Genomic DNA, 20,264 nt, shown 5'->3' with positions numbered 1-20,264 from the left:
TGGTCCGCCGGTCCGGGACCACGATGCGCACCAGGCACGTCCGGAAGTCCGTCGGACCGCCCCTCTCCGGGACTCCCGCCAAGTGCGGTGCCGGGCCCCGCGCTTGGGTGGCGGCAGCGTTTTCGCTAGGGTCTCGGGCCATGGCTAACACCCAGGGCCCGCAGGGCAACTACGACCCCGCCGGCAGCACCCAGATGTTCCGCGCGTTCGTCGACGATGCGCCCCCTCAGAGCACCCAGCAGCAGGCCTCCTCCGGCCCGCGCACCGGCCTGATCGTCGGTGTCGTCGTCCTGGTCGCGGTCGTCGCGGCCGTCGCCTGGCTCGCGCTCAAGTAGGGCGAACCACTCTTCTCTGTACGACTCCGCCGGCCTTGTCGCCCCATGCGAGGCCGGGAAACGGCTCCCGGACGTACCGCGGCCGCCGACGCGCCCGCAAGGGCGCCTCGGCGGCCAGGAGTCGGCATCACCACGGCTTCACGCCGTGCTGCCCGACGCGCGTCCGGTGCCCCGCCGGGCGGGATGCGCCGGACCGTGCGGGTCAGTCGTTGATGAGTCCTTCCCGCAGCTGTGCCAGCGTCCGGGTCAGCAGCCGGGAGACGTGCATCTGAGAGATGCCGACCTCCTCGCCGATCTGCGACTGGGTCATGTTGGCGAAGAAGCGCAGCATGATGATCCTGCGCTCCCGGGGCGGCAGCTTGGCCAGCAGCGGCTTGAGCGACTCGCGGTACTCCACGCCCTCCAGCGCCGTGTCCTCGTAGCCGAGGCGGTCGGCCAGGGAGCCCTCGCCGCCGTCGTCCTCCGGGGTCGGGGAGTCCAGCGAGGAGGCGGTGTACGCGTTGCCGACCGCGAGGCCGTCGACCACGTCCTCCTCCGACACGCCCAGCACGGTGGCCAGTTCCGTGACGGTCGGGGAGCGGTCGAGCTTCTGGGAGAGCTCGTCGCTGGCCTTGGTGAGCGCCAGACGCAGTTCCTGAAGGCGCCTGGGCACGCGCACCGACCACGAGGTGTCGCGGAAGAAGCGCTTGATCTCACCCACGACCGTCGGCATCGCGAAGGTCGGGAACTCCACGCCCCGCTCGCAGTCGAAGCGGTCGATCGCCTTGATCAGGCCGATGGTGCCGACCTGGACGATGTCCTCCATCGGCTCGTTGCGCGAGCGGAAGCGGGCCGCCGCGTAACGGACCAGCGGGAGGTTGAGCTCGATCAGGGTGTCCCGGACGTAGGCGCGCTCCGGGCTGTCCTCGTCGAGTGCGGCGAGCCGCAGGAACAGGGAGCGGGACAGGGTGCGGGTGTCGATGGTCTCCGAGGCCGGCAGGGCCGGCGCGGCCGGAGCAGCCGGGGCGGGAGCGGCCTCGAGGGCCGCCACGTCGTCGAGGGCGTCGAGCGGCTCGAGCGCCGGGGAGGGCGTCTCGCTCTTCGTGAGCGTCAGCACCTTGGAGCTGCCCTGGTCTGCGGACATGCCACCCCCTCTGGGTCGCGGGACGGTCGCGGCCACGCTCTCTGACGAGGAGAACGCAGCCCTCACCTGAATACCGGAGCCGAAGCCTCGGCAAACGCGCTTCCCGCAGAATGTCACATGTCGGCAACGCGCTGTAGGGACTTGTCGACAAGTCAGAACTGAATCGGCCCTGGAAAGAAGGGGTCTGACGGCTTATCTGCCCGAAGATGTCGGGAACCGCCCTGATGGGTGATTCGCTCGTGCCGGTTACGCCTCGATCCTGTTTGCGGATCGCAATCGCTGGAAGCTACGGGCGAGTAGCCGGGACACGTGCATCTGGGAGACGCCGAGCTCCGCACTGATCTGCGACTGGGTCAGATTGCTGTAGTAGCGCAGCAGGAGGATCCGCTGTTCCCGTTCGGGAAGCTGGACGAGGAGATGGCGGACGAGGTCGCGGTGCTCGACGCCGTCCAGGGCCGGGTCCTCGTAGCCGAGCCGGTCGAGCAGCCCGGGCAGCCCGTCGCCCTCCTGCGCCGCCTCCAGGGAGGTCGCGTGGTACGAGCGTCCGGCCTCGATGCAGGACAGCACCTCCTCCTCGGTGATGCGCAGCCGCTCGGCGATCTCGGCGGTCGAGGGGGTGCGGCCGAAGGCGGTCGTCAGGTCCTCGGTCGCGCTGTTCACCTGCACCCACAACTCGTGCAGCCGGCGCGGGACATGGACCGTGCGGACGTTGTCCCGGAAGTAGCGCTTGATCTCGCCGACGACCGTCGGCATCGCGAAGGTCGGGAACTGCACGCCCCGGTCCGGGTCGAAGCGGTCGATGGCGTTGATGAGCCCGATGGTGCCGACCTGGACGACGTCCTCCATCGGCTCGTTGCGGGAGCGGAAGCGGGCTGCCGCGTAGCGCACGAGCGGCAGGTTCGCCTCGATGAGCGCCCCGCGCACGCGGGAGTGCTCGGACGTACCGGGTTCGAGCTCCTTCAACTGGGTGAAGAGCACCTGCGTGAGGGCGCGGGTGTCGGCGCCGCGCCGCTTCTCGGGAGCCGGAGCCGGAGCCGAATCCGAAGCGGGAGTGGAGGCGGGAGTGGGCGTCGCAGTCGGGTTCGTGGCCGCGGTCGGGGCCGGGGTGGCCGGGGTGGCCGGAGTCGGGGCGGCCGGGGCCGGGGCCGAGACAGGATCCTGGGGCGGCGCAGTCTTGGCCGACACGGTCAACGCCACCTCTTCGTCGATCAACTCATCCGTCAAAAGCGGTCATAGCATCACAAGACAGGTGCATCGTGTTCAAGCACCGCATATGCACGTGTTGAGGGATGAAATAGGGCATAAGGCGTCGAAAAGCCCCACACCGTTCCGATGCGGGGCCGAGCATGCAGCCGTACGGCCGTAAGGCTGAGAAGGTACGGGCCGTCAGAACTCGTAGTCGGCGATCACCCACGTGGCGAACTCGTGCCACTGGGCCACGCCCGCCTGATGGGCCGGGTGCTCCAGATACCGGCGCAGCGCGTCCGGGTCCTCGACCGCCGAGTTGATCGCGAAGTCGTATGCGATGGGCCGGTCGCTGACGTTCCAGCCGCACTCCCAGAAGCGCAGGTCCTCGATCTGCCCGCCGAGGGCGCGGAAGGCCTCGGCCCCGGTGACGACGCGCGGGTCGTCCCGCTCCACGCCTTCGTTCAGCTTGAAGAGGACCAGGTGGCGGATCATCATTTTCCTCCGTTGGCGGCCCACGTCATGAATTCGCCTATGGCCTTGGCGGCGTCCGATATGCCCTCGAACCCTATCTCGACGTAGCCCGCAGCCCCCCTCGGGTCCGTGATGATCACGTACAGCACGAAGACCACGACCACATAGACGACGATCCTCTTGGCGTTCATCGCCATCGTGGCCTCCCCCTGTCGGTGACTTCCCGGTCGCCGAGTTGCCTGGTAGTCGGTACTGTCCGGGCCGAGCGCTGTAGATGATCGCACAAAGGGCCCCGTCCTGTCGGACGGGGCCCTTCTGAAGCGGTAGCGGAGGGATTTGAACCCTCGGTGACTTGCGCCACACTCGCTTTCGAGGCGAGCTCCTTCGGCCGCTCGGACACGCTACCGAGGGAGACCTTACAGCACACCGGGCCGTGGCCCGAAATCCGTTTCCGTCCCTCCCGGCGGCCGGGGTCAGCGGCCGCGGAAGAAGTCGGTCAGCAGCGCGGCGCACTCCTCGGCGAGCACGCCCTCGATCACCTCGGGCCGGTGGTTGAGCCGCCGGTCCCGTACGACGTCCCACAGGGAGCCGGCGGCGCCGGCCTTCTCGTCGCGGGCGCCGTAGACCACCCGGTCCACCCGGGACAGCACGAGGGCTCCGGCGCACATCGTGCACGGCTCCAGCGTGACCACCAGCGTGCAGCCCGCCAGCCGCCACTGCCCGGTCCTCGCGGCGGCCCGCCGGATGGCGAGCACCTCCGCGTGGGCGGTCGGGTCGCCGGTGGCCTCCCGCTCGTTGTGGCCGATGCCGAGCACGGTCGTGCCGTCGCCGGCCAGCAGGACCGCGCCGACGGGCACGTCCCCACCGGGGAGGGCCCGCCCGGCCTCGTCCAGCGCGAGCCGCATCGCGGCCCGCCAGGGGTCCCGCACGGGGTCGGGGACCTCGGCCGGGTCCGGAGTCCCGTTCGTCCGCAGCGCGTCCGGCCCGGTCAGCGGACGGTCTCCAGGACCTCCGAGGCGCCCAGGGCCTCGGCGATGGCGTTCAGGGCGTCGTCCGGGTCCAGGGTGCGCAGCTCCTTCGGGCCGACGCCGAGATCGGCGAGGATTCCGCCGTCGCCCAGCGGGCCGTGCGTGATGGCCTCGCCCGACGGCTCCTCCTCGTCCTCGGCGGAGGCCGGTTCACCCTCCTCCGTGCCGTCGAGGTCGAGGGAGTCCAGGTCGGGGCCGTCGTCGCCGGGTTCCCGGCCGAGCAGTTCGTCGGTGAGCAGGATCTCGCCGTACGAGCTGCGGGCGGCGGCGGCGGCGTCCGAGACGTAGATGCGAGGGTCGTCCTCGCCCTCCACGCGGACCACGCCGAACCACGCGTCCTCCTGCTCGATCAGGACGAGCACCGTGTCGTCGTCGGTCGAGGCTTCCCGGGCCAGCTCGGCCAGGTCGGCCAGCGTCTCCACATCGTCGAGCTCTGTGTCGCTCGCTTCCCACCCGTCTTCGGTGCGCGCGAGCAGTGCGGCGAAGTACACCGTGACTCTCCCACTGGTCATAGGCGTGCCGGTTGGGGGTCCCCCCGGCGGAGGTTGTGGGCGGGGGAGCTGGGCTCCGAGCCCCACCCACTCGGAATCGTGGCAGAAACAAGGCCTTCAGGGGACGTCTTCGGCTCCCTGTGTCCAGCAGTTTTGACCGCACACCGGTAAAGGACTCACCAGCGCGCACGTTGCCGCCACCAGCGGATCGTACGCGGCTTTCCCCCGGCGGCCACGCACACCCACCGTCGGAGGGTCCGTGCGGGTGCAGGTGGCGTCCTACCAGCGGAACGTGCGCATGCGCATGGCGTGCCGCAGCCGGGCGGTCCTGGCGCGGCGGGGCTGGACGCGGTCGCGCAGGGCCCGCGCCTCGGCGAGGTCGCGCAGGAACCGGGCCCGGCGGCGGCGCCGTTCGGCGTCGGCATCCACCGCGCCGGCCGTCTCCGGGAGGTCCGCCGTCTCCCGCCGCGCGCGCCGCGACGGGTCCTTGCCAGGTTCCCGTTCCCGCTCAGGCATCGGCTCACCACCCCAGTCCGTCACTCCCACTTTCCCCCCGACGGCGGGTTTGATGCCACGCCGGAGCACGGTGGCGGGGCGCGGTCCGGGCCGCACCCCATGGGGCAGCGGGCGGGCGGGCCGGATCGGGGCCCGATTACTCTTGGCCCATGCGTCTCCACGTCGTCGACCACCCGCTGGTCGCTCACAAGCTCACCACGCTGCGCGACCGCCGCACCGACTCCCCGACCTTCCGGCGGCTCGCCGACGAACTGGTCACCCTGCTCGCCTACGAGGCGACCCGCGACGTGCGCACCGAACAGGTCGACATCAACACGCCGGTCGCCCAGACCACCGGCGTCAAGCTCTCCCACCCGCGGCCCCTGGTGGTGCCGATCCTGCGGGCCGGCCTCGGCATGCTGGACGGCATGGTGCGGCTGCTGCCGACCGCCGAGGTGGGCTTCCTGGGCATGATCCGCAACGAGGAGACGCTCCAGGCCTCGACGTACGCCACGCGCATGCCGGAGGACCTCTCCGGCCGTCAGGTCTACGTCCTCGACCCGATGCTCGCCACCGGCGGCACGCTGGTCGCGGCCATCCAGGAACTGATCAAGCGCGGCGCCGACGACGTGACCGCGGTCGTCCTGCTGGCCGCCCCCGAGGGCGTCGCCGTCATGGAACGCGACCTGGCGGGCACCCCGGTGACCGTGGTGACGGCCTCGGTCGACGAACACCTCAACGAGCACGGCTACATCGTCCCGGGCCTCGGAGACGCGGGCGACCGGATGTACGGCGCCGCCGAGTAGCCCCGGCTCACCGTCCGACGTCCCTCAGCCGGAGCACCTGTGGCCGCCCCGCGGGCAACCGCCCGCCACCGGGCGGCCGCGGAACCTCAGCAGGCGCTCTTCGGAGTGGTCGCCTCCGGCTGCGGGGCGGTCAGGGCGGTCAGGGCCTCGTCGGCGGCCGCCGACCGGGTCAGCGCCTTGAAGCCGGTGCCGATGATCAGGTCCACGTCGGTGCCCTTGCGGGTGTCGGTGCGGCTCTCCGCCCCGGCGAGCTGCGTGGCGAGGACGGGCAGCGAGGTGTTCAGCGAGGACGCCGGGCCGAGGAGCAGTCCGGCGCCCTTGACCTTCTTGTCGAACGCCTCGCTCGCGTTGCCCACCTGACCGATGCGGAAGCCGCGCCTCTTCAGCTCGTCCGCGGTCTGCTTGGCCAGGCCGCTGCGGGGCGTGGCGTTCAGGACGTTGACCGTGATCTGGCCCGGCTTGGGCAGCGCCCGGGCCGCGTTCGTCGGCGACGGGCTCGCTGTGGGCGATGCCTTGGTCGAGCAGTCGCTGCTGGCCGCCGAGGCCTTGCTGCCGCCGGTGAAGACGTCGATGAGCTGCCACGTGCCCCAGCCGATCACGCCCAGCACCGCGACGGAGGCGGCGGCGAGGAACGCGAGCCTGCCGCGCCGCCGGGGCTTGCGCATCCGCGGGTATCTGTTCCCCGTGATCCGGTACTTCCCGCCCATGCCGGGGGGAGTCAGCATGCTCATGGGCGCAGCGTAGTGCGCGTGAGCGGTGATTCCTACTAGATGATCATTGGTGACCGCTCAGCTGAACCCAAAAGGTCCAAACCGTCGTCGAACGGCGGTCCGGAGGGTGGCCCGAAGCCTGGAGGCTCAGTCCAGCTCCAGCACGCGCGCGTGCAGCACCTGGCGCTGCTGGAGCGCCGCCCGCACGGCGCGGTGGAGGCCGTCCTCCAGGTACAGGTCGCCCTGCCACTTCACGACGTGCGCGAAGAGGTCGCCGTAGAACGTCGAGTCCTCGGCGAGGAGGGTCTCCAGGTCGAGCTGCTGCTTGGTGGTCACGAGCTGATCGAGGCGGACCGGGCGCGGCGCGACGTCCGCCCACTGCCGGGTGCTCTCCCGGCCGTGGTCGGGGTACGGCCGGCCGTTTCCGATGCGCTTGAAGATCACACGGAGAGCCTACCGGCCCAGACCTTCCGGGCGCAGCCCGGCCACCGGAGTACGGCGCTGGAAATGCCGCGGCAAAACCGGGCGAACCGGGAACGGGGGACGGAGCTGCCGGCGATGCCAGCGATGCTGGCGATGAGCGACGGCGGAGATCATGCCAGGGCTGCGCGGTGCGGGAGTCCCGGCCGTTGGACAGTTGTGCACAGGCTGTGGACAACGGCTCACGCGGTACGGGGGACGTGCTCGGCGTGCCCGCGGATGCGGAAGGCGGTGACGATCTCGAAGACGCCGACCACCACCAGCCACCACCCGCCGAGCACGATGAGCACCGCGGCCGACGCCAGCGGAGAGTCGATCAGCACGATCCCGGCGAGCAAGGTGAGCACGCCGAGGAAGATCTGCCAGCCGCGCGCGGGCGCGCCGCGGTCGTGGACGGCGGCGATCGTCAGGGTGATGCCGCGGATCAGCCAGCCGATGCCGATCCACAGCGCGAGCAGCAGGATCGACTGCGTGGCGCCGCGGAAGCACAGCAGGCCCAGCAGGATCGACAGGGTGCCGCTGATGAAGGCCAGCACGCGCAACGAGGTCGTCTTGTGGGTGCCGAACGCGGAGACCAGCTGGAGCACGCCGCTGACCAGCAGGTAGATCCCGAAGAGGACGCCGGCGGCCAGCAGGGAGGCGCCCGGCCAGAGCAGTACCAGGATGCCGAGGATCAGCGCCGCCGCACCGGTGGCGAGGACCGCCTGCCAGGCGGCGTGGGACAGCAGGTGCAGGGGTCCTTCCAGCGGCGGTTCGTACTGCGAGGGCGGCGAGGGCGGCGAGGGCGGCGATGTCCGCACGTCCCGAGGGTCACGCGTGGCGTGGACGCGACGATCGTCGTACCCCGCGCCTGCGGGGCCGCTGCTCGGTGGCTCGGTCATGGTCCATGCTGCGAACGGGCGCTTCCACCGCCACTTGGGACCGGCCGGTCGGCTGACGTCCGCCGCGGGGCCCGCCCGGGGCGTACTGCCACCCGGTCACTTCCCGGAGGACTTCGTCCCCTTGCCCGCCCTGCTCGACCTGCCGGTGCCGGCCGTCTTGGCCGTCATGGCTGTCTTGGCCGTGGTGGCTGATTTGGCCGCTTTGGCCGCCGCCTTCAGTTCCTGCTTGTGCGCCCGCACTCTGGCCAGCGAATCGGGCCCGGTGATGTCGGCGACGGACCGGTGGGAGTCCGGCTCGCCGTACGCTCCCGCCGCCTCCCGCCACCCCGTGGGCCGCACACCGAGCTGCTTGCCGAGCAGTGCCAGGAAGATCTGCGCCTTCTGCTTGCCGAACCCGGGCAGCTCCTCCAGCCGTCGCAGCAGCTCCCGCCCGCTGTCGACGTCCCGCCAGATGGCCTCGGGGTCGCCGTCGTAGTGCTCGACGAGGTACTGGCACAGCTGCTGGATCCGCTTGGCCATCGACGCCGGGTAGCGGTGCACGGCCGGTTTGTCCGACAGGAGCCGGGCGAAGGTCTCCGGCTCGAAGGCCACGATCTCGTGGGCGTCCAGGTCGTCGGTGCCCATGCGCCTGGCGATCGTCGCCGGCCCGGTGAACGCCCACTCCATCGGGATCTGCTGGTCAAGCAGCATGCCGACCAGGGCGGCGAGCGGACTGCGGCCGAGGAGCGCGTCGGCCTCGGGGTCCTGGGCGAGGTGAAGGGTGACGTCCATGTCCCGATGGTCGCCCGCCGGACGGCGGGACGCAGCCGGAGGACCCCGGAGAACCCCGGAGGACTCAGAGGATCCCCGGTGGGCAAGACTCGGTGAGCAGAACGCCGCCTTCGTCCGTACCCATCCAGAAGCCGGCGAGTGCCAAGACGGAGAAGTGACGTGACCGGACGGCGGGGCGAAGGTCGGGACGGCGCTGTGCGCCGTGGACGCGTACGGCGGCGGCGACTTGGGAAGCTGACGCTGCTCGGCGCGGTACTGGTCCTGCTCCTCCTCGGTGGCGCCTCACCCGCCTCGGCGCACGCCGCACTGCGGGGCGCGGACCCCGCCGACGGAACCGTCCTCAAGTCGGCGCCCGGCACGGTCACTCTGTCCTTCACCGAGTCCGTCAGCCTGCTCGACGACTCCTTCCGTCTCTTCGACCCCGAGGGGCGGCGGGTGCCTACGGGCGAGCCGCAGCACGCGCCGGGGCGTCCGGACACGGCCCGGGTGGCGTTCCCCGAGGGGCTCGGCGAAGGCACGTTCACCCTGGCGTGGCGGGTGGTGTCGGCGGACAGCCACCCCGTCTCCGGCGCCTTCACCTTCTCCGTGGGAAAGCCGTCCCCGACGATGGCCGCGATCGACACCGGCCCGGCCGAGAACCCCACCACCCGCGGCCTCTACGATCTCGCGCGTTACACCTCCTACGGCGCCGCCGCCCTGCTGATCGGCACGGCGGCCTTCGCACTGCTGTGCCGCCCGCCGCACACGGGCCCGCTGCGCAAGCCGCTGGTGGCGGGCTGGTGGGCGCTGCTGGCCTCCACGCTCGCCCTGCTGGTGCTGCGGGCGCCCTACGAGACCGGGACCGGTCCGGCGTCGGCCTTCGACCCCGCGGCCTTCGCCCGCACCCTGACCGGCCGCCCCGGCCTGGTGCTGCTGACCCGCCTGGCCCTGCTCGCACCGGCGGCACTCCTTCTCGTACGGCTGTCCCGGCGCCCGCCGGAGGAGAAGCCCTCGCGTGCGAACCTGGCGGCGGGTGCCGCGCTGGCCCTCGCCCTGGCGCTGACGTGGGCGGGGTCCGAGCACGCCTCGGCCGGCATCCAGGTTCCGGTGGCGATGACGTCGTCGGTGCTGCACCTGCTGGCGATGGCGGTCTGGCTGGGCGGCCTGACAGCCCTCCTGACCACCCTTCAGCACGCCACACCGGACGAGCCGGAGACAGGACGCGCCGCGTCACCGGCCACGCGCCGGAAAGCGCCCCTGGCTTCTTCGGACGGCGACCCGGAGCCGAAGGCGAAGGCGGCGGTCACGGTGTCTGCCGAGGACAGCGGCGGCCGTACGACGGTCGCGGCCCTGGAGGGCACTGCGGCCACGGGGGCCTCGGACGGCGCCGCGACCTCGGCCGCTCCGGTCGACGGTCCGGCTCGCGCGGCGGCCGGTGCGGTTGGCCGGACGGCGGCCGGTGCCTCGGCGCCTTCCGTCGACGGTCCCGCGCTGACCGCCGCGGTGGTGCGCTTCTCCCGGATCGCCTTCGGCGCCGTCGTCGTCCTCGTGGTCACCGGCGTCTACCAGTCCTGGCGCGGCCTCGGTTCCTGGACCACGCTCACCGGCACGGAGTACGGCCGGCTGCTGCTGGTCAAACTCGTGGTGGTGGCGCTGCTGCTGGCCGTGGCGGCCCGCTCCCGGCGCTGGACGGCACGGCTGGTGACGGCAGACACCTCGGACACGGACCCGGCCGCGTCCGACGGGAAGGCACCGGCGGAGGACTCCGGTACGAAGACATCCGTGTCCGCCCCCGACGTCTGCCGCCGTGCCCTGCGCCGCTCGGTGCTGGCCGAGGTCGCCGTGGGCATCGCGGTCCTGGTCTTCACCACGGTGCTGGCCGGCACCCTGCCGGGCCGCGCGGCCGCCGAGGCGGCGCAGGCCGCGCCCGTGGCCGGGGTCCCGGGCGCCTCCGTCACGATCATCCCGTTCGACGTCGGCACCCCCGGCGGTCACGGCAAGGTGCAGATCACCCTGGAACCGGGCCGCGTCGGCCAGAACGCGGTGGAGGCCGTCGTCTACGGTCCGGACGGCGGTCTGACCACCGTCCCCGAACTGCGCCTGTCCCTGTCCCTGCCCGCACGGAACATCGGTCCCATCGACGCCGCGCTGACCAACAGGGGCGGCTACTGGGGCACCGACACCCTCAATCTCCCGATCCCCGGCACCTGGACCATGAAGGCGACGGTACGGGTGTCGGAGATCGACCAGGCGAGCGAGGAACGGAAGGTCCACATCCCGCGCTAGCGGCCGAGGGACGCAGGCCGGCGCGTCGCCCGTGCGGAACGCGGCGGGTCGGTACCCGTGACATGCGTCCGGAGGGACGTACTGTCGACGTGCCGCACGCCGAACGGCGGCTCACGGCCCCATGTCCGTCTCTTCATTTGTACGGATGAGACATCCGATCGCACATATAGAGCTAATCAGGGAATTCCTTCACCCATTTGCCGCGCATCCGGGGAAAGTCGGACGGCGTTAGTCGAGATATGACTAAGGCAACCAGGGAAGGGTACTGGGGTCTGTTCGGGGGTCAGGAGCGAGAGGACCCGGTCGCCGCGCACGCGGTGGCGCTGGGCCCCTACACCTACCTCCCCGCTCCGGTGCACTCGTCGGCCACCGTCAACGGGACCTTGACCAGAGGCGGTTTCCCCGTCGCCCTCAAGGTGACGGAACCCCTGCTGCGGGATTTCCTGGACGCGATGAGCACGCTGGAAGCCGACCTCGCCCGCCGCTGGCTCGGATCGGTGGGCCGGTCCCGTTTCCCGGGAGCGGAATAACCGGCCGCGTAATGTACGACGAACGTATCGATCGCCGTTCCGGCCATTCGACAGATTATTCGGGCTTTTCGGGCTATCCCGGCCATGTGGGCGGATACCAGGGGGCGGGCACCGGGCGGCACCGGGGTCCGGCGGAGTTCTTCACCTCTCCCCTGGAGCCGCCGGACGCGACCTGGGACCCGGCCGAGGAACTGGCCTTCATGCTCCAGGACGCCATGGAGGAGCACCGGCCGGACATCCCCGGCATCCCTGATGTCCCCGTCACCCTCGACGAGGCGCCGGTCGCCGAGCCCGCCCCGAACACGCCCCTGGAGAACCTCCAGGCGATCACGGAGGAACTGCCTCCCCTGAAGGGGGTCGCCCGGCGCCATCGAAAGATCCGGGAACGCAAGCGTCCGGACGTCCTGCGGACCGCCAGTCATGTCATCGCCGCGCTGACCGCGGTGATCGCTTCCTCGGTGAGCTTCTTCGGCGGAATGGTTGCCTACGATCCCCTCCGCGTCGTGGCCGTGGCCCGTATGGAGGGCGGCATCGCCTCCTGGTGGCCCCTGCTCGTCTACGGTCCCTGGCTGGTCGCCTCGCTGTCCGTGCTGCGGTCCGCGCTGCACCGGCGCCGCGCCGTCCACTCCTGGGGCGTGGTGCTGATCTTCTCGTCCATCGCCATGCTCCTGTGCGTGTTGCAGGCGCCCAGGACGATCGTCGACATCGCCGCCGCGGCCCTGCCGGGCCTGGCCTCCCTGGCCTGCTTCCAGCAGCTCGTACGTCAGGTCACCCTGACCCGCCCGCCCCGGCGGGCCACGCCCCGCCACCGTCAGCCCCGCACTCCGCACCCCGAGACCCCGCCCATGTCCACGTCCGCCGCCCGCGTCCGTGACACCCGCCGCACCGCGACGACGGCACGACCGGCGCGACCGGCCGGAGGCACGGCGGGCAAGAGGTTCTGAGCCGGACGTTCCCCGGCGCCGGGCCCCACGGACCTGGCGCCGGGTTCACCATGGAGGTGGACGGAGTGTGGCGCACGCGAAGGAGGGCCGCCATGGCAGCAGCGCATCTCCCGGCGTCGCCCTTGATGATCAGGGCGACCGACGACCGGCGGGCCGAGCTGGTCCTCACCGGGGACATCGGTGCCCACGCCCTGCGGCCGCTGGAGGAACGACTCGCGGCACCGCAGCTGAGCGAGACCGACGAGTGGGTCGTGGACATGAGCGGGGCCACCCACCTCGACCTCGCCTGCGCCTACGCCCTGCTGCGGGCCGCCACGCGGTGGCCGGCGACCGCGGTCACCATTCGCGGAGCCCGGCGCGCCGTGCACCGGACCCTGCGCCAGGCGGGGTTCGACGCGGTCGCGGTGATGGAGGACTGAGGAGGCTCATGAGGTCAAGCGGACTCATGAGGCCGAAGGGGTGCCGTCGTGGGAGGGGCCTGATCGGACGGAGCCAGAATAGTTCGGTGACCGATGTAATCTGAAGTCATGGCTCCGGATACGACGCACACCCCGCCCCGCCCGCGCTGGCCCGCCGTGCTCACCGCGGAGCGGGCCCGCCCGGAGGGGATCCGGTCGCGGCCGAACGCCTGGCGGCTGGCTGTGGCCACGGTGTGCTTCGGGGCGTTCATGGGCCAGCTGGACGCGAGCATCGTGACGCTGACCTACGGCAGCCTGCGTACCGAGTTCCACACCTCGCTCGCCGCGGTGGAATGGGTGTCGCTGGCGTATCTGCTGGCCCTGGTGGCGCTGCTGGTGCCGGCCGGGCGGCTGGCGGACGCCCACGGCCGCAAGCTGCTGTACCTGTACGGGTTCGCCGTCTTCACACTGGCGTCCGCCGCCTGCGGACTGGCGCCCTCCCTGGTGGCGCTGGTGGGCTTCCGGGTGGTGCAGGCGGCCGGAGCGGCGTTGATGCAGGCCAACAGCGTCGCGCTGGTGACCACCAGCGCACCCCGCGGGCGGATGCGCAGCGCGCTCGGCGTGCAGGCCGCCGCACAGGCGCTGGGGCTCGCCCTGGGGCCCACGGTGGGCGGGGCGCTGGTGTCCACCCTGGGCTGGCGCTGGGTGTTCTGGGTGAACGTGCCGGTCGGGGTGGTCGCGCTGGTGAGCGGGCACTATCTGCTGCCGCGCACCAGGGCCCGTACGAGGGTGGCCCGCTTCGACTGGGCCGGACTGGCGCTGCTGGCCGTGGCGACGACCTGTGCTCTGCTCGGCGTGTCCGCGGCCTCCGGTCTGCCGGTGCCCGGCTGGAGCGTGGTCCTGCTGTTCGGCGTGGCCGCCCTGGCCGGCTGGGGGTTCGCCCGCCGTCAGCGGCGGATCGCCGCGCCCCTGCTCGACCTCGCGCTGCTACGGGTGCGCGCGGTGACGTTCGGGCTGGTCGGGGCGCTCAGCGGATACCTGGTGCTGTTCGGCCCGCTGGTGCTGGTGCCGGTCGTGCTGACCACGCGGGGGGCCTCGGAGCTGACCGCGGGGCTGGTGCTGACCGCGCTGCCCGCCGGGTTCGCCCTCGGTGCCACGGGCGGTGACCGGCTGCTGCCGCGCTCCCTCAGCGACCGTGGCCGGTGCCTGACCGGAGCCGGAGTGTTCCTCCTCACCACGGCCGCGCTTCTGGCCGTTCCGCTGACCATCGCCTGGCTGGTGCCGCTGCTGGCCCTGGTCGGCGTGGGGCTGGGGACGTTCACCCCGGCCAACAACGCGCTGATCATGGGCGCGATCCCGGCCCGTTCCTCCGGCACCGGCGGCGGTCTGGTCAACATGACCCGCGGCCTGGGCACCGCCCTGGGGGTGGCGCTGGTGACCCTCGCCCTGCACCTCGCGGCCGGCGGCGGAACCGAGGCCGGCGCCCGGTGGTCCGCGGCGATCCTGGTGGCGGTGTCGGCCGTCGCCGTGGTCTCGGCCCGGCTGGGTCCCGAGCGGGGCGACCACGGGCGGTCCCAGCCGGAACTCGGGGCGTGAGGAGGCGAGTGAGACCGGTGAACCGCGTGCGTGAGACAGTGAACATCCCGCGTGAACCGGCGGACAAGGCGGTGCCGCCGCGAGCAGGAGGGCGCCCGCGTGGACCCGGCTACCCTTGCCGCATGTCCGCGCAGCCCCGTTCCGAGCTTCCCCTGCCCGGCCCCGCCGCCGAGGCGCCGGACGCCCGTCTGCTGACCGAGGCTGTCACCCGCCTGCGCCGCGCCCTGCGGGCCTCGATCCGCACCGACTATCCGTGGGAGAAGCTGCCCATGGCCCAGGTCGAACTGCTCCAGGTGCTCGGCGAGCACTCGCCCGCCCGGATCAGCGACCTCGCGGCCCGCCAGCGGCTCGCACCGAGCACCGTCAGCGGACTGATCGGCCAGATGATCACGACGGGCCTGGTCGCGCGCGAGGTCGACTCCGCCGACCGCCGTGCCTCCGTCGTCACCCTCACCGACGCCGGCCGCGACCAGCTCACCGCGTGGACCACCGCCCACGAACGCCGGATGGACGCCGCCCTGGCCTCCCTGGACGACACGACCCGCTCCGCCATCGCCACCGCCTTGCCGGCCCTCTTCCAACTCGCCGAACAGCTGGGCCGGTTGGACGACGGCTCCTGACGTCGTTCGAGACATCGTTCGAGGGACCGTTCGAGACGCCGATCGACACACCACCTTGCCGTCGGCGGGGCGTTTGCGTGTGTTTGCGGTGATTCAATACCGTTGGTCGCGGGGGCAGCCGACGTTCGGGCAGGGCAGAGCGATGACCGTGAGTTCGTCTTCGCCGCGGCCGGCGGCACACCGGAAGCAGGCGCCCGTTCATCTGTCGTCGCTGGTGAAGCGCCCCGTGGTGGACCCGGGCGACCGGTCGCTCGGGCGGCTCTCCGACGTGATCGTCCGGCTGCGCGGCGCCGACTACCCGGTGGTGACCGGGCTCGTGGTCGGCGTGGGCGGCCGTGAGCTGTTCGTCCCGGTCGAACAGGTGGCCGCTCTCGACGCCGAGGGCCTGGTGGAACTCGAGAGCGCACGGCTCGACCTGCGGCCGTTCGGGCGGCGCGAGGGTGAGGTACTGCTGCGGGCGGACGTACTGGGCCACCGGCTGATCGACGTGGGCGAGGCCCGCCTGGTCCGCGCGCAGGACCTGGAACTGGCCGAGCGCGACGGCCAGTGGCTGCTGTCGGGCGTGGACACGCACCGCCCGCACCGACTGCTCGGGATCTTCGGGGACCGTGCGACGGGGCACGCGTGCCGTGACTGGAAGGCGTTCGAGCCGCTGATCGGGCACAGCCGCAGCGCGCTGGTCCGCCGTCCCACGGCCCGGATCCGGCGCCTGCGGCCCGCGGAGATCGCCGACCTGCTCGAAGACGCCTCCCGGGACGAGGAACGCGAGATCCTCGGCGACGTCCGGCAGGATCCGGAGCTGGAGGCCGACGTCTTCGAGGAACTGGAGGAGGACCGGGCCTCCCGGCTGCTCAACGCCCGCACCGACGAGGAGATCGCCGCCGTCCTGGCGCGGATGCGGGCGGACGACGCGGCCGACGCCATCGACGATCTGCGACAGGGCCGCCGGCGACCCGTGCTGGACCTGCTGCCCGCCGGACAGCGGGCCAAGGTGCTGACCCTGATGGGCTTCAACCCCGCCAGTGCCGGAGGACTGATGGGGATGGACTTCCTGGCCCTGCCCCCGGATACGCCCGTGAGCGAGGCCGAGGCGGCGGTAAGGCGTGCGAACCGGCTCCAACCGGAGGCGCTGACCAGCGTCTACACCGTCGACGAGGACGGCCGGCTGCTCGGCTGGGTCCGGCTGGTCACCATCCTGCAGAGCGACCCCGGGCTCCGGCTGGCCGAGGTGAGCGAGGCCGATCCCGTGCGCGTCGGCCCGGACACGGACCTGGTGGACGTCGCCCTGCTGATGACGGACTACAACCTCATCACCCTGCCGGTCGTGGACGACGAAGGAGTCCTGCTCGGTGTGATCACGGTCGACGACGTACTGGAGGCGACACTGCCGGAGGACTGGCGGCGCCGGGAAGTGGCCCCGCCACCGGACGCGCATCGGACCGTTGAGGCCGGAAGCATCCCTGGCGCCACTGGTGCCGGCGGCGCCGGGGGACCGGATGGGCGTGAGGAGCCCTCACCATGAGGGAACCCCGGCAGCCCCGGCCCGACCGGCAGCCCGCCCGGCGCCCGCCGCAGCAACCGCCGCCCGGCGCCCGCCCGGAGGACGGTCCGCCCGAGTCGGGCGGACGCTCGGAGGACCGTATGCCCCGGCCCGGCGCGCGTCCGGAGAACCGTCCGCGTACTTCGGGCTCGCGGCCGGACGCGCCGAAGTCCGGCAGCCTGCCCCCGGACGCGCCGAAATCCGGCAGCCCACCGCCCGACGCGCCCCACGAGCCCGGCCCGCACCCCGACTCGCCCACCAAGCCCGGTCCGCCCCCGGCCGGGGGCGGACCCACACCCGATCCGCGCCCACAGGCGCACGGCGCCAATGCACACCCCGCAGCCCCGGACAGGCCACCGGTCCCACCGGTCGGTCCCGGCGCCCGGGGGCACGCCGCCACGCCGGCACGCGACGGCGCCCCCCGTGACCAGAGCCCCACACCACCGGCGGGCCCCCGCCCCCGCCGCACGGCGGTGCTGGACGAGGCCCACCTCGGTGACATCGAGGGCGCGCTGGGACGTATCCGGCTGGAGGAGGCGGACTCCAGCCGGAGTCTCAAGCGGCGGCTGCTGACCTTCCTGGCCATCGTCGGCCCCGGCCTGATCGTGATGGTGGGCGACAACGACGCCGGCGGGATCTCCACGTACGCCCAGGCGGGCCAGAACTACGGCTACAGCCTGCTGTGGGTGCTCCTGTTGCTCATCCCCGTCCTCATCGTCAACCAGGAGATGGTGGTCCGGCTCGGCGCCGTCACCGGTGTCGGGCACGCCCGGCTGATCAACGAGCGCTTCGGCAGGTTCTGGGGCTGGTTCAGCGTCGGCGACCTGTTCGTGCTGAACTTCCTGACGATCGTCACCGAGTTCATCGGTGTCTCGCTCGCCCTGAGCTACCTCGGCGTGGACAAGTACATCGCCGTGCCGGTCGCCGCCGTCGCCCTGGTGGCGATCACCGCCTCGGGCAGCTTCCGGAGCTGGGAACGCGCGATGTTCGCCTTCATCGCCGTCAGCCTGCTGCTGGTGCCACTGGCGCTGCTGTCCCACCCGCGCTACGGAGCGGCCGTGCACCATCTGGTCGTCCCGGGCGTGCGGGGCGGGGTCACCTCGGAGGCCGTCCTGCTGATCATCGCGATCGTCGGTACGACCGTCGCTCCCTGGCAGTTGTTCTTCCAGCAGTCCAACATCATCGACAAGCGCATCACACCGCGGTTCGTCGGCCATGAGCGCGCGGACACCGTGCTGGGCTCCCTCGTCGTGATCGGCGGCGCCGTCGCGATCGTCGTCGTCGCCGACTACGCCGTGAGCGGTACGGGCGCGGCCGGGCACTTCACCGACGCGCTGGGGGTCGCCGAGGCCCTGGGCGGGCACAGCCGTGTGCTGGGAGTGATGTTCGCGGTCGTGCTCCTGGACGCGTCGATCATCGGCGCCGCGGCGGTCACCCTGGCCACCAGCTACGCCTTCGGTGACGTGTTCAACCTGCGCCACTCCCTGCACCGCAGCTTCCGCGAGGCCAAGGCGTTCTACGGGACCTACGCCGGGATGGTCCTGCTCGCCGCCGCCATCGTGCTGATCCCCGGTGCGCCCCTCGGGCTGATCACGACCGCCGTTCAGGCCCTGGCGGGCCTGCTCCTGCCCTCCGCGTCGGTGTTCCTGCTGCTGCTGTGCAACGACCGGGCGGTCCTCGGCCCCTGGGTCAATCCGCGCTGGCTCAACATGGTGGCGTCGACCGTCATCGCGGTGCTCCTGATGCTGTCCGGGATCCTCGTCGCGACGACCCTGTTCCCGTCGCTGGACACCACCCGGATCGCGCTGTGGCTCACCGGTGTGCTGGTCGTGGGGCTGCTTGGCGCGGCCGTGGGACTGCGTGTCATCCGCGCCCGCCGGGGCCCGGAACTGCCTCCGCCTCCGCGGATCCCCCGCTCGGAACGCGAGAGCTGGCGCATGCCTCCCCTCGCCCTGCTGGAGCCGGTCGTCTGGTCCCCCGGACTCAGACTCGGCATGGGCCTGCTGCGCGGCTACCTGGTGATCGCCGCGCTGCTGCTGGTGGTCAAGGCCGTCCAGATCGGCTGAGCCGGGATCGGGGGCCTGGCCGAGCACCGGACGCGGGGCGACGATGGAGAGGTGAGGGAGGCCTGATGTGATCCCGCCCCACCCGCACCAAGGAGATCGTGTGGTGGCATACCTGCTGCCGGTGTGGACGAGGCTCCCCGCCGCCGACCGCATGGGCGTGGCGGCGGCCGTGCTGGGCGCTGCGCTGGTCGCCCTCATCGTGGGTACGAGGATGCGGCGGGGCCGTTCCCGTCCGTTGTTCAGGAACCCACGGGCCCGCCGGCCCGCCGAGCCGGTCGACACGTCATGGTTCACCGCCCACACCCTGGACGGCTTCCCCGAGGAGGCGGTCCGCGCCACCCTGGGGACCCCGGCCGCCCCGTCCCGCGAACGCCTCTACGCCGCCTGGGTCCTTGCCACGCACACCCAGGGCACGGACGCCGTATGGCTGGAGAAGAACCTGGCCCTCCCCGCCGACGCGGCCCACCTGATCACCGAGGCCGCCGAAGCCAGACGCCGCGAGTTGTCGGCACAGGAGAACCGCGCCACGAAGGCACGCGAAAGCGACCAGCCCTGACTGAGTTCCAGGCCCGCGCCGGCGATCGGCAGAGGCCACTCAGGAGGCGAGGACGCTGATCCCGTCCCCGAGCAGCTTGAGTCCGAGGACGGAGAAGAGGACGGCCATGACGGCAGCGTTGTGCTGTGCGGCCCAGTCCCGCCAGCCGGTGAGGATGCTCTTGGCGCGTTCTCCCATGGACAGGTAGACGGCCAGCGGCGCGAGGACGCCGAGCGATGCGATGACGACGAAGACCGCGAGTGTGCCGATCTGCTGCGGTACGGGGATTCCGGTCGAGCTGATCGAGGCACCGGCGGCGATGGTCAGCGGGGCGTTCTTGGCGTTGGCGGCCGAGAGCAGCAGCCCGAGTCCGAGCACCTTGGAGGGGGTGAAACGGTCGATGGCCGCCATCCACTTCGGCAGGTGTGCCTGTGAGGGGTCGCGGGGGCGTCCCTGCCACTGTCGGACGGCGAACAGGACGAGCAGCACGCCCAGCGCGAGCTTGAGGGCTCCGACCCAGGTGGCTGGGTGCTTGTGCGTGGACGCGCCGCCGGAACCTCCTACCGCCAGCATGATCGCGCCGAGGGCGGCCAGGCCGAGGATCCAGCCGACAGCGAATAGGGTCCCGTTCGGACGTCCCTGCGGCGTGGCCAGGACGAGGATGATCGCCACGATCGGGAGCGGACTGATCGCGACAGCGGCCGCCAGTCCGAGCACATCGCCGACGGCGTGTCCCAAGGCGGCCTCCTCGAAGTGAGATCGGGTCCGCTACTCATCGTGCGCCGAACGCCGCCCGCAGACGCGGTGTCCGTGTCGTACGGGTGACTGATCGACCGGCGAAGAGCCGGCCGGGCCTCCGCGACGCGCGCCCGTTCGAAGGGCGCTTCATGAGGCCCATGACCCGATCGGCCCAGCCGGCTGTGCCGCTGATTGCCCGGCGTGCGAGCGTGACCAGGGGGCTGCGTGAGGCGGGCGGCCGATACGGCTTGAC

General features: G+C 72.0%; 23 protein-coding genes and 1 tRNA gene. 11 read left to right on the top strand and 13 right to left on the bottom strand.

Going from position 1 to position 20,264, the window contains the following annotated elements:
• Positions 1–140 precede the first annotated feature (140 nt).
• Entirely contained in the window at positions 141–335 is a 195-nt protein-coding gene (locus OIE49_RS17790) for a hypothetical protein (RefSeq protein WP_199836732.1), read from the top strand.
• Positions 336–537: 202 nt separating this feature from the next.
• Here the strand turns inward: OIE49_RS17790 and OIE49_RS17785 are convergent, their stop codons facing one another.
• From OIE49_RS17785 to OIE49_RS17750, 8 genes are all read right to left on the bottom strand, one after another.
• Positions 538–1,458, bottom strand: coding sequence for an RNA polymerase sigma factor SigF (locus OIE49_RS17785; protein WP_100570440.1), 921 nt, complete (start codon positions 1,456–1,458; stop codon positions 538–540).
• 246 nt (positions 1,459–1,704) lie between these two features.
• On the bottom strand, positions 1,705–2,649 hold the full coding sequence (locus OIE49_RS17780) for an RNA polymerase sigma factor SigF (protein ID WP_442812348.1): 945 nt from the start codon (positions 2,647–2,649) through the stop codon (positions 1,705–1,707).
• 195 nt (positions 2,650–2,844) lie between these two features.
• The gene (locus tag OIE49_RS17775) at positions 2,845–3,138 is read right to left on the bottom strand and encodes a Dabb family protein (RefSeq protein ID WP_326806259.1); all 294 of its coding nucleotides are present in this window, start codon (positions 3,136–3,138) and stop codon (positions 2,845–2,847) included.
• On the bottom strand, positions 3,138–3,314 hold the full coding sequence (locus OIE49_RS17770; RefSeq protein ID WP_100570438.1) for a hypothetical protein: 177 nt from the start codon (positions 3,312–3,314) through the stop codon (positions 3,138–3,140). The genes OIE49_RS17775 and OIE49_RS17770 overlap by 1 nt, the downstream gene beginning before the upstream one ends.
• A 124-nt stretch (positions 3,315–3,438) precedes the next feature.
• Positions 3,439–3,523, bottom strand: a tRNA-Ser gene (locus OIE49_RS17765).
• 67 nt (positions 3,524–3,590) lie between these two features.
• Positions 3,591–4,022, bottom strand: coding sequence for a tRNA adenosine(34) deaminase TadA (gene tadA / locus OIE49_RS17760; protein WP_326806258.1), 432 nt, complete (start codon positions 4,020–4,022; stop codon positions 3,591–3,593).
• A gap of 83 nt (positions 4,023–4,105) precedes the next feature.
• Positions 4,106–4,636, bottom strand: a complete 531-nt coding sequence (locus OIE49_RS17755) for a tRNA adenosine deaminase-associated protein (RefSeq protein ID WP_326806257.1) — start codon at positions 4,634–4,636, stop codon at positions 4,106–4,108.
• A gap of 279 nt (positions 4,637–4,915) precedes the next feature.
• Positions 4,916–5,152, bottom strand: a complete 237-nt coding sequence (locus OIE49_RS17750) for a hypothetical protein (RefSeq protein ID WP_326803178.1) — start codon at positions 5,150–5,152, stop codon at positions 4,916–4,918.
• A 149-nt stretch (positions 5,153–5,301) separates the two neighbouring features.
• On the opposite strand from OIE49_RS17750, the gene upp reads away from it, so the two are divergent.
• Positions 5,302–5,937 carry a uracil phosphoribosyltransferase gene (gene upp, locus OIE49_RS17745; RefSeq protein ID WP_326803176.1) on the top strand — a complete coding sequence of 212 codons (636 nt, stop codon included), beginning with the start codon at positions 5,302–5,304 and terminating at the stop codon, positions 5,935–5,937.
• Positions 5,938–6,023: 86 nt separating this feature from the next.
• Here upp and OIE49_RS17740 read toward each other — a convergent pair whose 3' ends face one another.
• The 4 genes from OIE49_RS17740 to OIE49_RS17725 form a co-directional block, all read right to left on the bottom strand.
• A complete protein-coding gene (locus OIE49_RS17740) occupies positions 6,024–6,644 on the bottom strand; it encodes a LytR C-terminal domain-containing protein (RefSeq protein WP_326806256.1) in 621 nt (206 codons plus the stop codon).
• A 150-nt stretch (positions 6,645–6,794) separates the two neighbouring features.
• Positions 6,795–7,091 (bottom strand): type II toxin-antitoxin system VapB family antitoxin, encoded by a 297-nt coding sequence (locus tag OIE49_RS17735; RefSeq protein ID WP_004943146.1) that lies wholly within the window; start codon positions 7,089–7,091, stop codon positions 6,795–6,797.
• A 218-nt stretch (positions 7,092–7,309) separates the two neighbouring features.
• Entirely contained in the window at positions 7,310–8,008 is a 699-nt protein-coding gene (locus tag OIE49_RS17730) for an HdeD family acid-resistance protein (protein ID WP_326803175.1), read from the bottom strand.
• A 96-nt stretch (positions 8,009–8,104) separates the two neighbouring features.
• Positions 8,105–8,779: an HhH-GPD-type base excision DNA repair protein gene (locus OIE49_RS17725; RefSeq protein ID WP_326803174.1), complete on the bottom strand. Its 675-nt coding sequence runs from the start codon at positions 8,777–8,779 to the stop codon at positions 8,105–8,107.
• A gap of 195 nt (positions 8,780–8,974) precedes the next feature.
• Here OIE49_RS17725 and OIE49_RS17720 point away from each other — a divergent pair, with 195 nt between their 5' ends.
• The 9 genes from OIE49_RS17720 to OIE49_RS17680 all read left to right on the top strand — a co-directional run bounded on the left by OIE49_RS17720 (position 8,975) and on the right by OIE49_RS17680 (position 19,294).
• A complete protein-coding gene (locus OIE49_RS17720; protein WP_326803173.1) occupies positions 8,975–11,044 on the top strand; it encodes a copper resistance CopC/CopD family protein in 2,070 nt (689 codons plus the stop codon).
• Positions 11,045–11,283: 239 nt separating this feature from the next.
• The gene (locus OIE49_RS17715) at positions 11,284–11,574 is read left to right on the top strand and encodes a hypothetical protein (RefSeq protein ID WP_326803172.1); all 291 of its coding nucleotides are present in this window, start codon (positions 11,284–11,286) and stop codon (positions 11,572–11,574) included.
• 86 nt (positions 11,575–11,660) lie between these two features.
• Positions 11,661–12,518, top strand: a complete 858-nt coding sequence (locus OIE49_RS17710) for a DUF2637 domain-containing protein (RefSeq protein WP_326803171.1) — start codon at positions 11,661–11,663, stop codon at positions 12,516–12,518.
• 92 nt (positions 12,519–12,610) lie between these two features.
• Entirely contained in the window at positions 12,611–12,937 is a 327-nt protein-coding gene (locus tag OIE49_RS17705) for an STAS domain-containing protein (RefSeq protein ID WP_326803170.1), read from the top strand.
• 108 nt (positions 12,938–13,045) lie between these two features.
• Positions 13,046–14,512, top strand: a complete 1,467-nt coding sequence (locus tag OIE49_RS17700) for an MFS transporter (protein WP_326803169.1) — start codon at positions 13,046–13,048, stop codon at positions 14,510–14,512.
• Positions 14,513–14,634: 122 nt separating this feature from the next.
• Complete coding sequence (locus OIE49_RS17695; RefSeq protein WP_326803168.1) at positions 14,635–15,132, top strand: MarR family winged helix-turn-helix transcriptional regulator; 498 nt, start codon at positions 14,635–14,637, stop codon at positions 15,130–15,132.
• A 148-nt stretch (positions 15,133–15,280) separates the two neighbouring features.
• Positions 15,281–16,654, top strand: coding sequence for a magnesium transporter MgtE N-terminal domain-containing protein (locus OIE49_RS17690; protein ID WP_326803167.1), 1,374 nt, complete (start codon positions 15,281–15,283; stop codon positions 16,652–16,654).
• 491 nt (positions 16,655–17,145) lie between these two features.
• The gene (locus OIE49_RS17685) at positions 17,146–18,738 is read left to right on the top strand and encodes an Nramp family divalent metal transporter (protein WP_100570413.1); all 1,593 of its coding nucleotides are present in this window, start codon (positions 17,146–17,148) and stop codon (positions 18,736–18,738) included.
• A gap of 103 nt (positions 18,739–18,841) precedes the next feature.
• Positions 18,842–19,294 (top strand): hypothetical protein, encoded by a 453-nt coding sequence (locus tag OIE49_RS17680; RefSeq protein ID WP_159024936.1) that lies wholly within the window; start codon positions 18,842–18,844, stop codon positions 19,292–19,294.
• Between the two features lie 39 nt (positions 19,295–19,333).
• Here OIE49_RS17680 and OIE49_RS17675 read toward each other — a convergent pair whose 3' ends face one another.
• Positions 19,334–20,011, bottom strand: coding sequence for a GAP family protein (locus OIE49_RS17675; protein WP_326803165.1), 678 nt, complete (start codon positions 20,009–20,011; stop codon positions 19,334–19,336).
• Positions 20,012–20,264 lie beyond the last annotated feature (253 nt).

Source organism: Streptomyces sp. NBC_01788 (assembly GCF_035917575.1).
In the GTDB taxonomy this organism is placed as follows: domain Bacteria; phylum Actinomycetota; class Actinomycetes; order Streptomycetales; family Streptomycetaceae; genus Streptomyces.
This window is presented reverse-complemented; position numbering and strand designations above follow the sequence as displayed.

Bases quoted from the DNA above. Each gene is read 5' to 3' on its own strand.
- OIE49_RS17790 (WP_199836732.1), top strand. From the start codon at position 141: ATGGCTAACACCCAGGGCCCGCAGGGCAACTACGACCCCGCCGGCAGC.
- OIE49_RS17785 (WP_100570440.1), bottom strand. From the start codon at position 1,458: ATGTCCGCAGACCAGGGCAGCTCCAAGGTGCTGACGCTCACGAAGAGC.
- OIE49_RS17775 (WP_326806259.1), bottom strand. From the start codon at position 3,138: ATGATCCGCCACCTGGTCCTCTTCAAGCTGAACGAAGGCGTGGAGCGG.
- OIE49_RS17770 (WP_100570438.1), bottom strand. From the start codon at position 3,314: ATGGCGATGAACGCCAAGAGGATCGTCGTCTATGTGGTCGTGGTCTTC.
- tadA (WP_326806258.1), bottom strand. From the start codon at position 4,022: ATGCGGCTCGCGCTGGACGAGGCCGGGCGGGCCCTCCCCGGTGGGGAC.
- OIE49_RS17750 (WP_326803178.1), bottom strand. From the start codon at position 5,152: ATGCCTGAGCGGGAACGGGAACCTGGCAAGGACCCGTCGCGGCGCGCG.
- upp (WP_326803176.1), top strand. From the start codon at position 5,302: ATGCGTCTCCACGTCGTCGACCACCCGCTGGTCGCTCACAAGCTCACC.
- OIE49_RS17740 (WP_326806256.1), bottom strand. From the start codon at position 6,644: ATGGGCGGGAAGTACCGGATCACGGGGAACAGATACCCGCGGATGCGC.
- OIE49_RS17730 (WP_326803175.1), bottom strand. From the start codon at position 8,008: ATGACCGAGCCACCGAGCAGCGGCCCCGCAGGCGCGGGGTACGACGAT.
- OIE49_RS17725 (WP_326803174.1), bottom strand. From the start codon at position 8,779: ATGGACGTCACCCTTCACCTCGCCCAGGACCCCGAGGCCGACGCGCTC.
- OIE49_RS17715 (WP_326803172.1), top strand. From the start codon at position 11,284: ATGACTAAGGCAACCAGGGAAGGGTACTGGGGTCTGTTCGGGGGTCAG.
- OIE49_RS17705 (WP_326803170.1), top strand. From the start codon at position 12,611: ATGGCAGCAGCGCATCTCCCGGCGTCGCCCTTGATGATCAGGGCGACC.
- OIE49_RS17700 (WP_326803169.1), top strand. From the start codon at position 13,046: ATGGCTCCGGATACGACGCACACCCCGCCCCGCCCGCGCTGGCCCGCC.
- OIE49_RS17695 (WP_326803168.1), top strand. From the start codon at position 14,635: ATGTCCGCGCAGCCCCGTTCCGAGCTTCCCCTGCCCGGCCCCGCCGCC.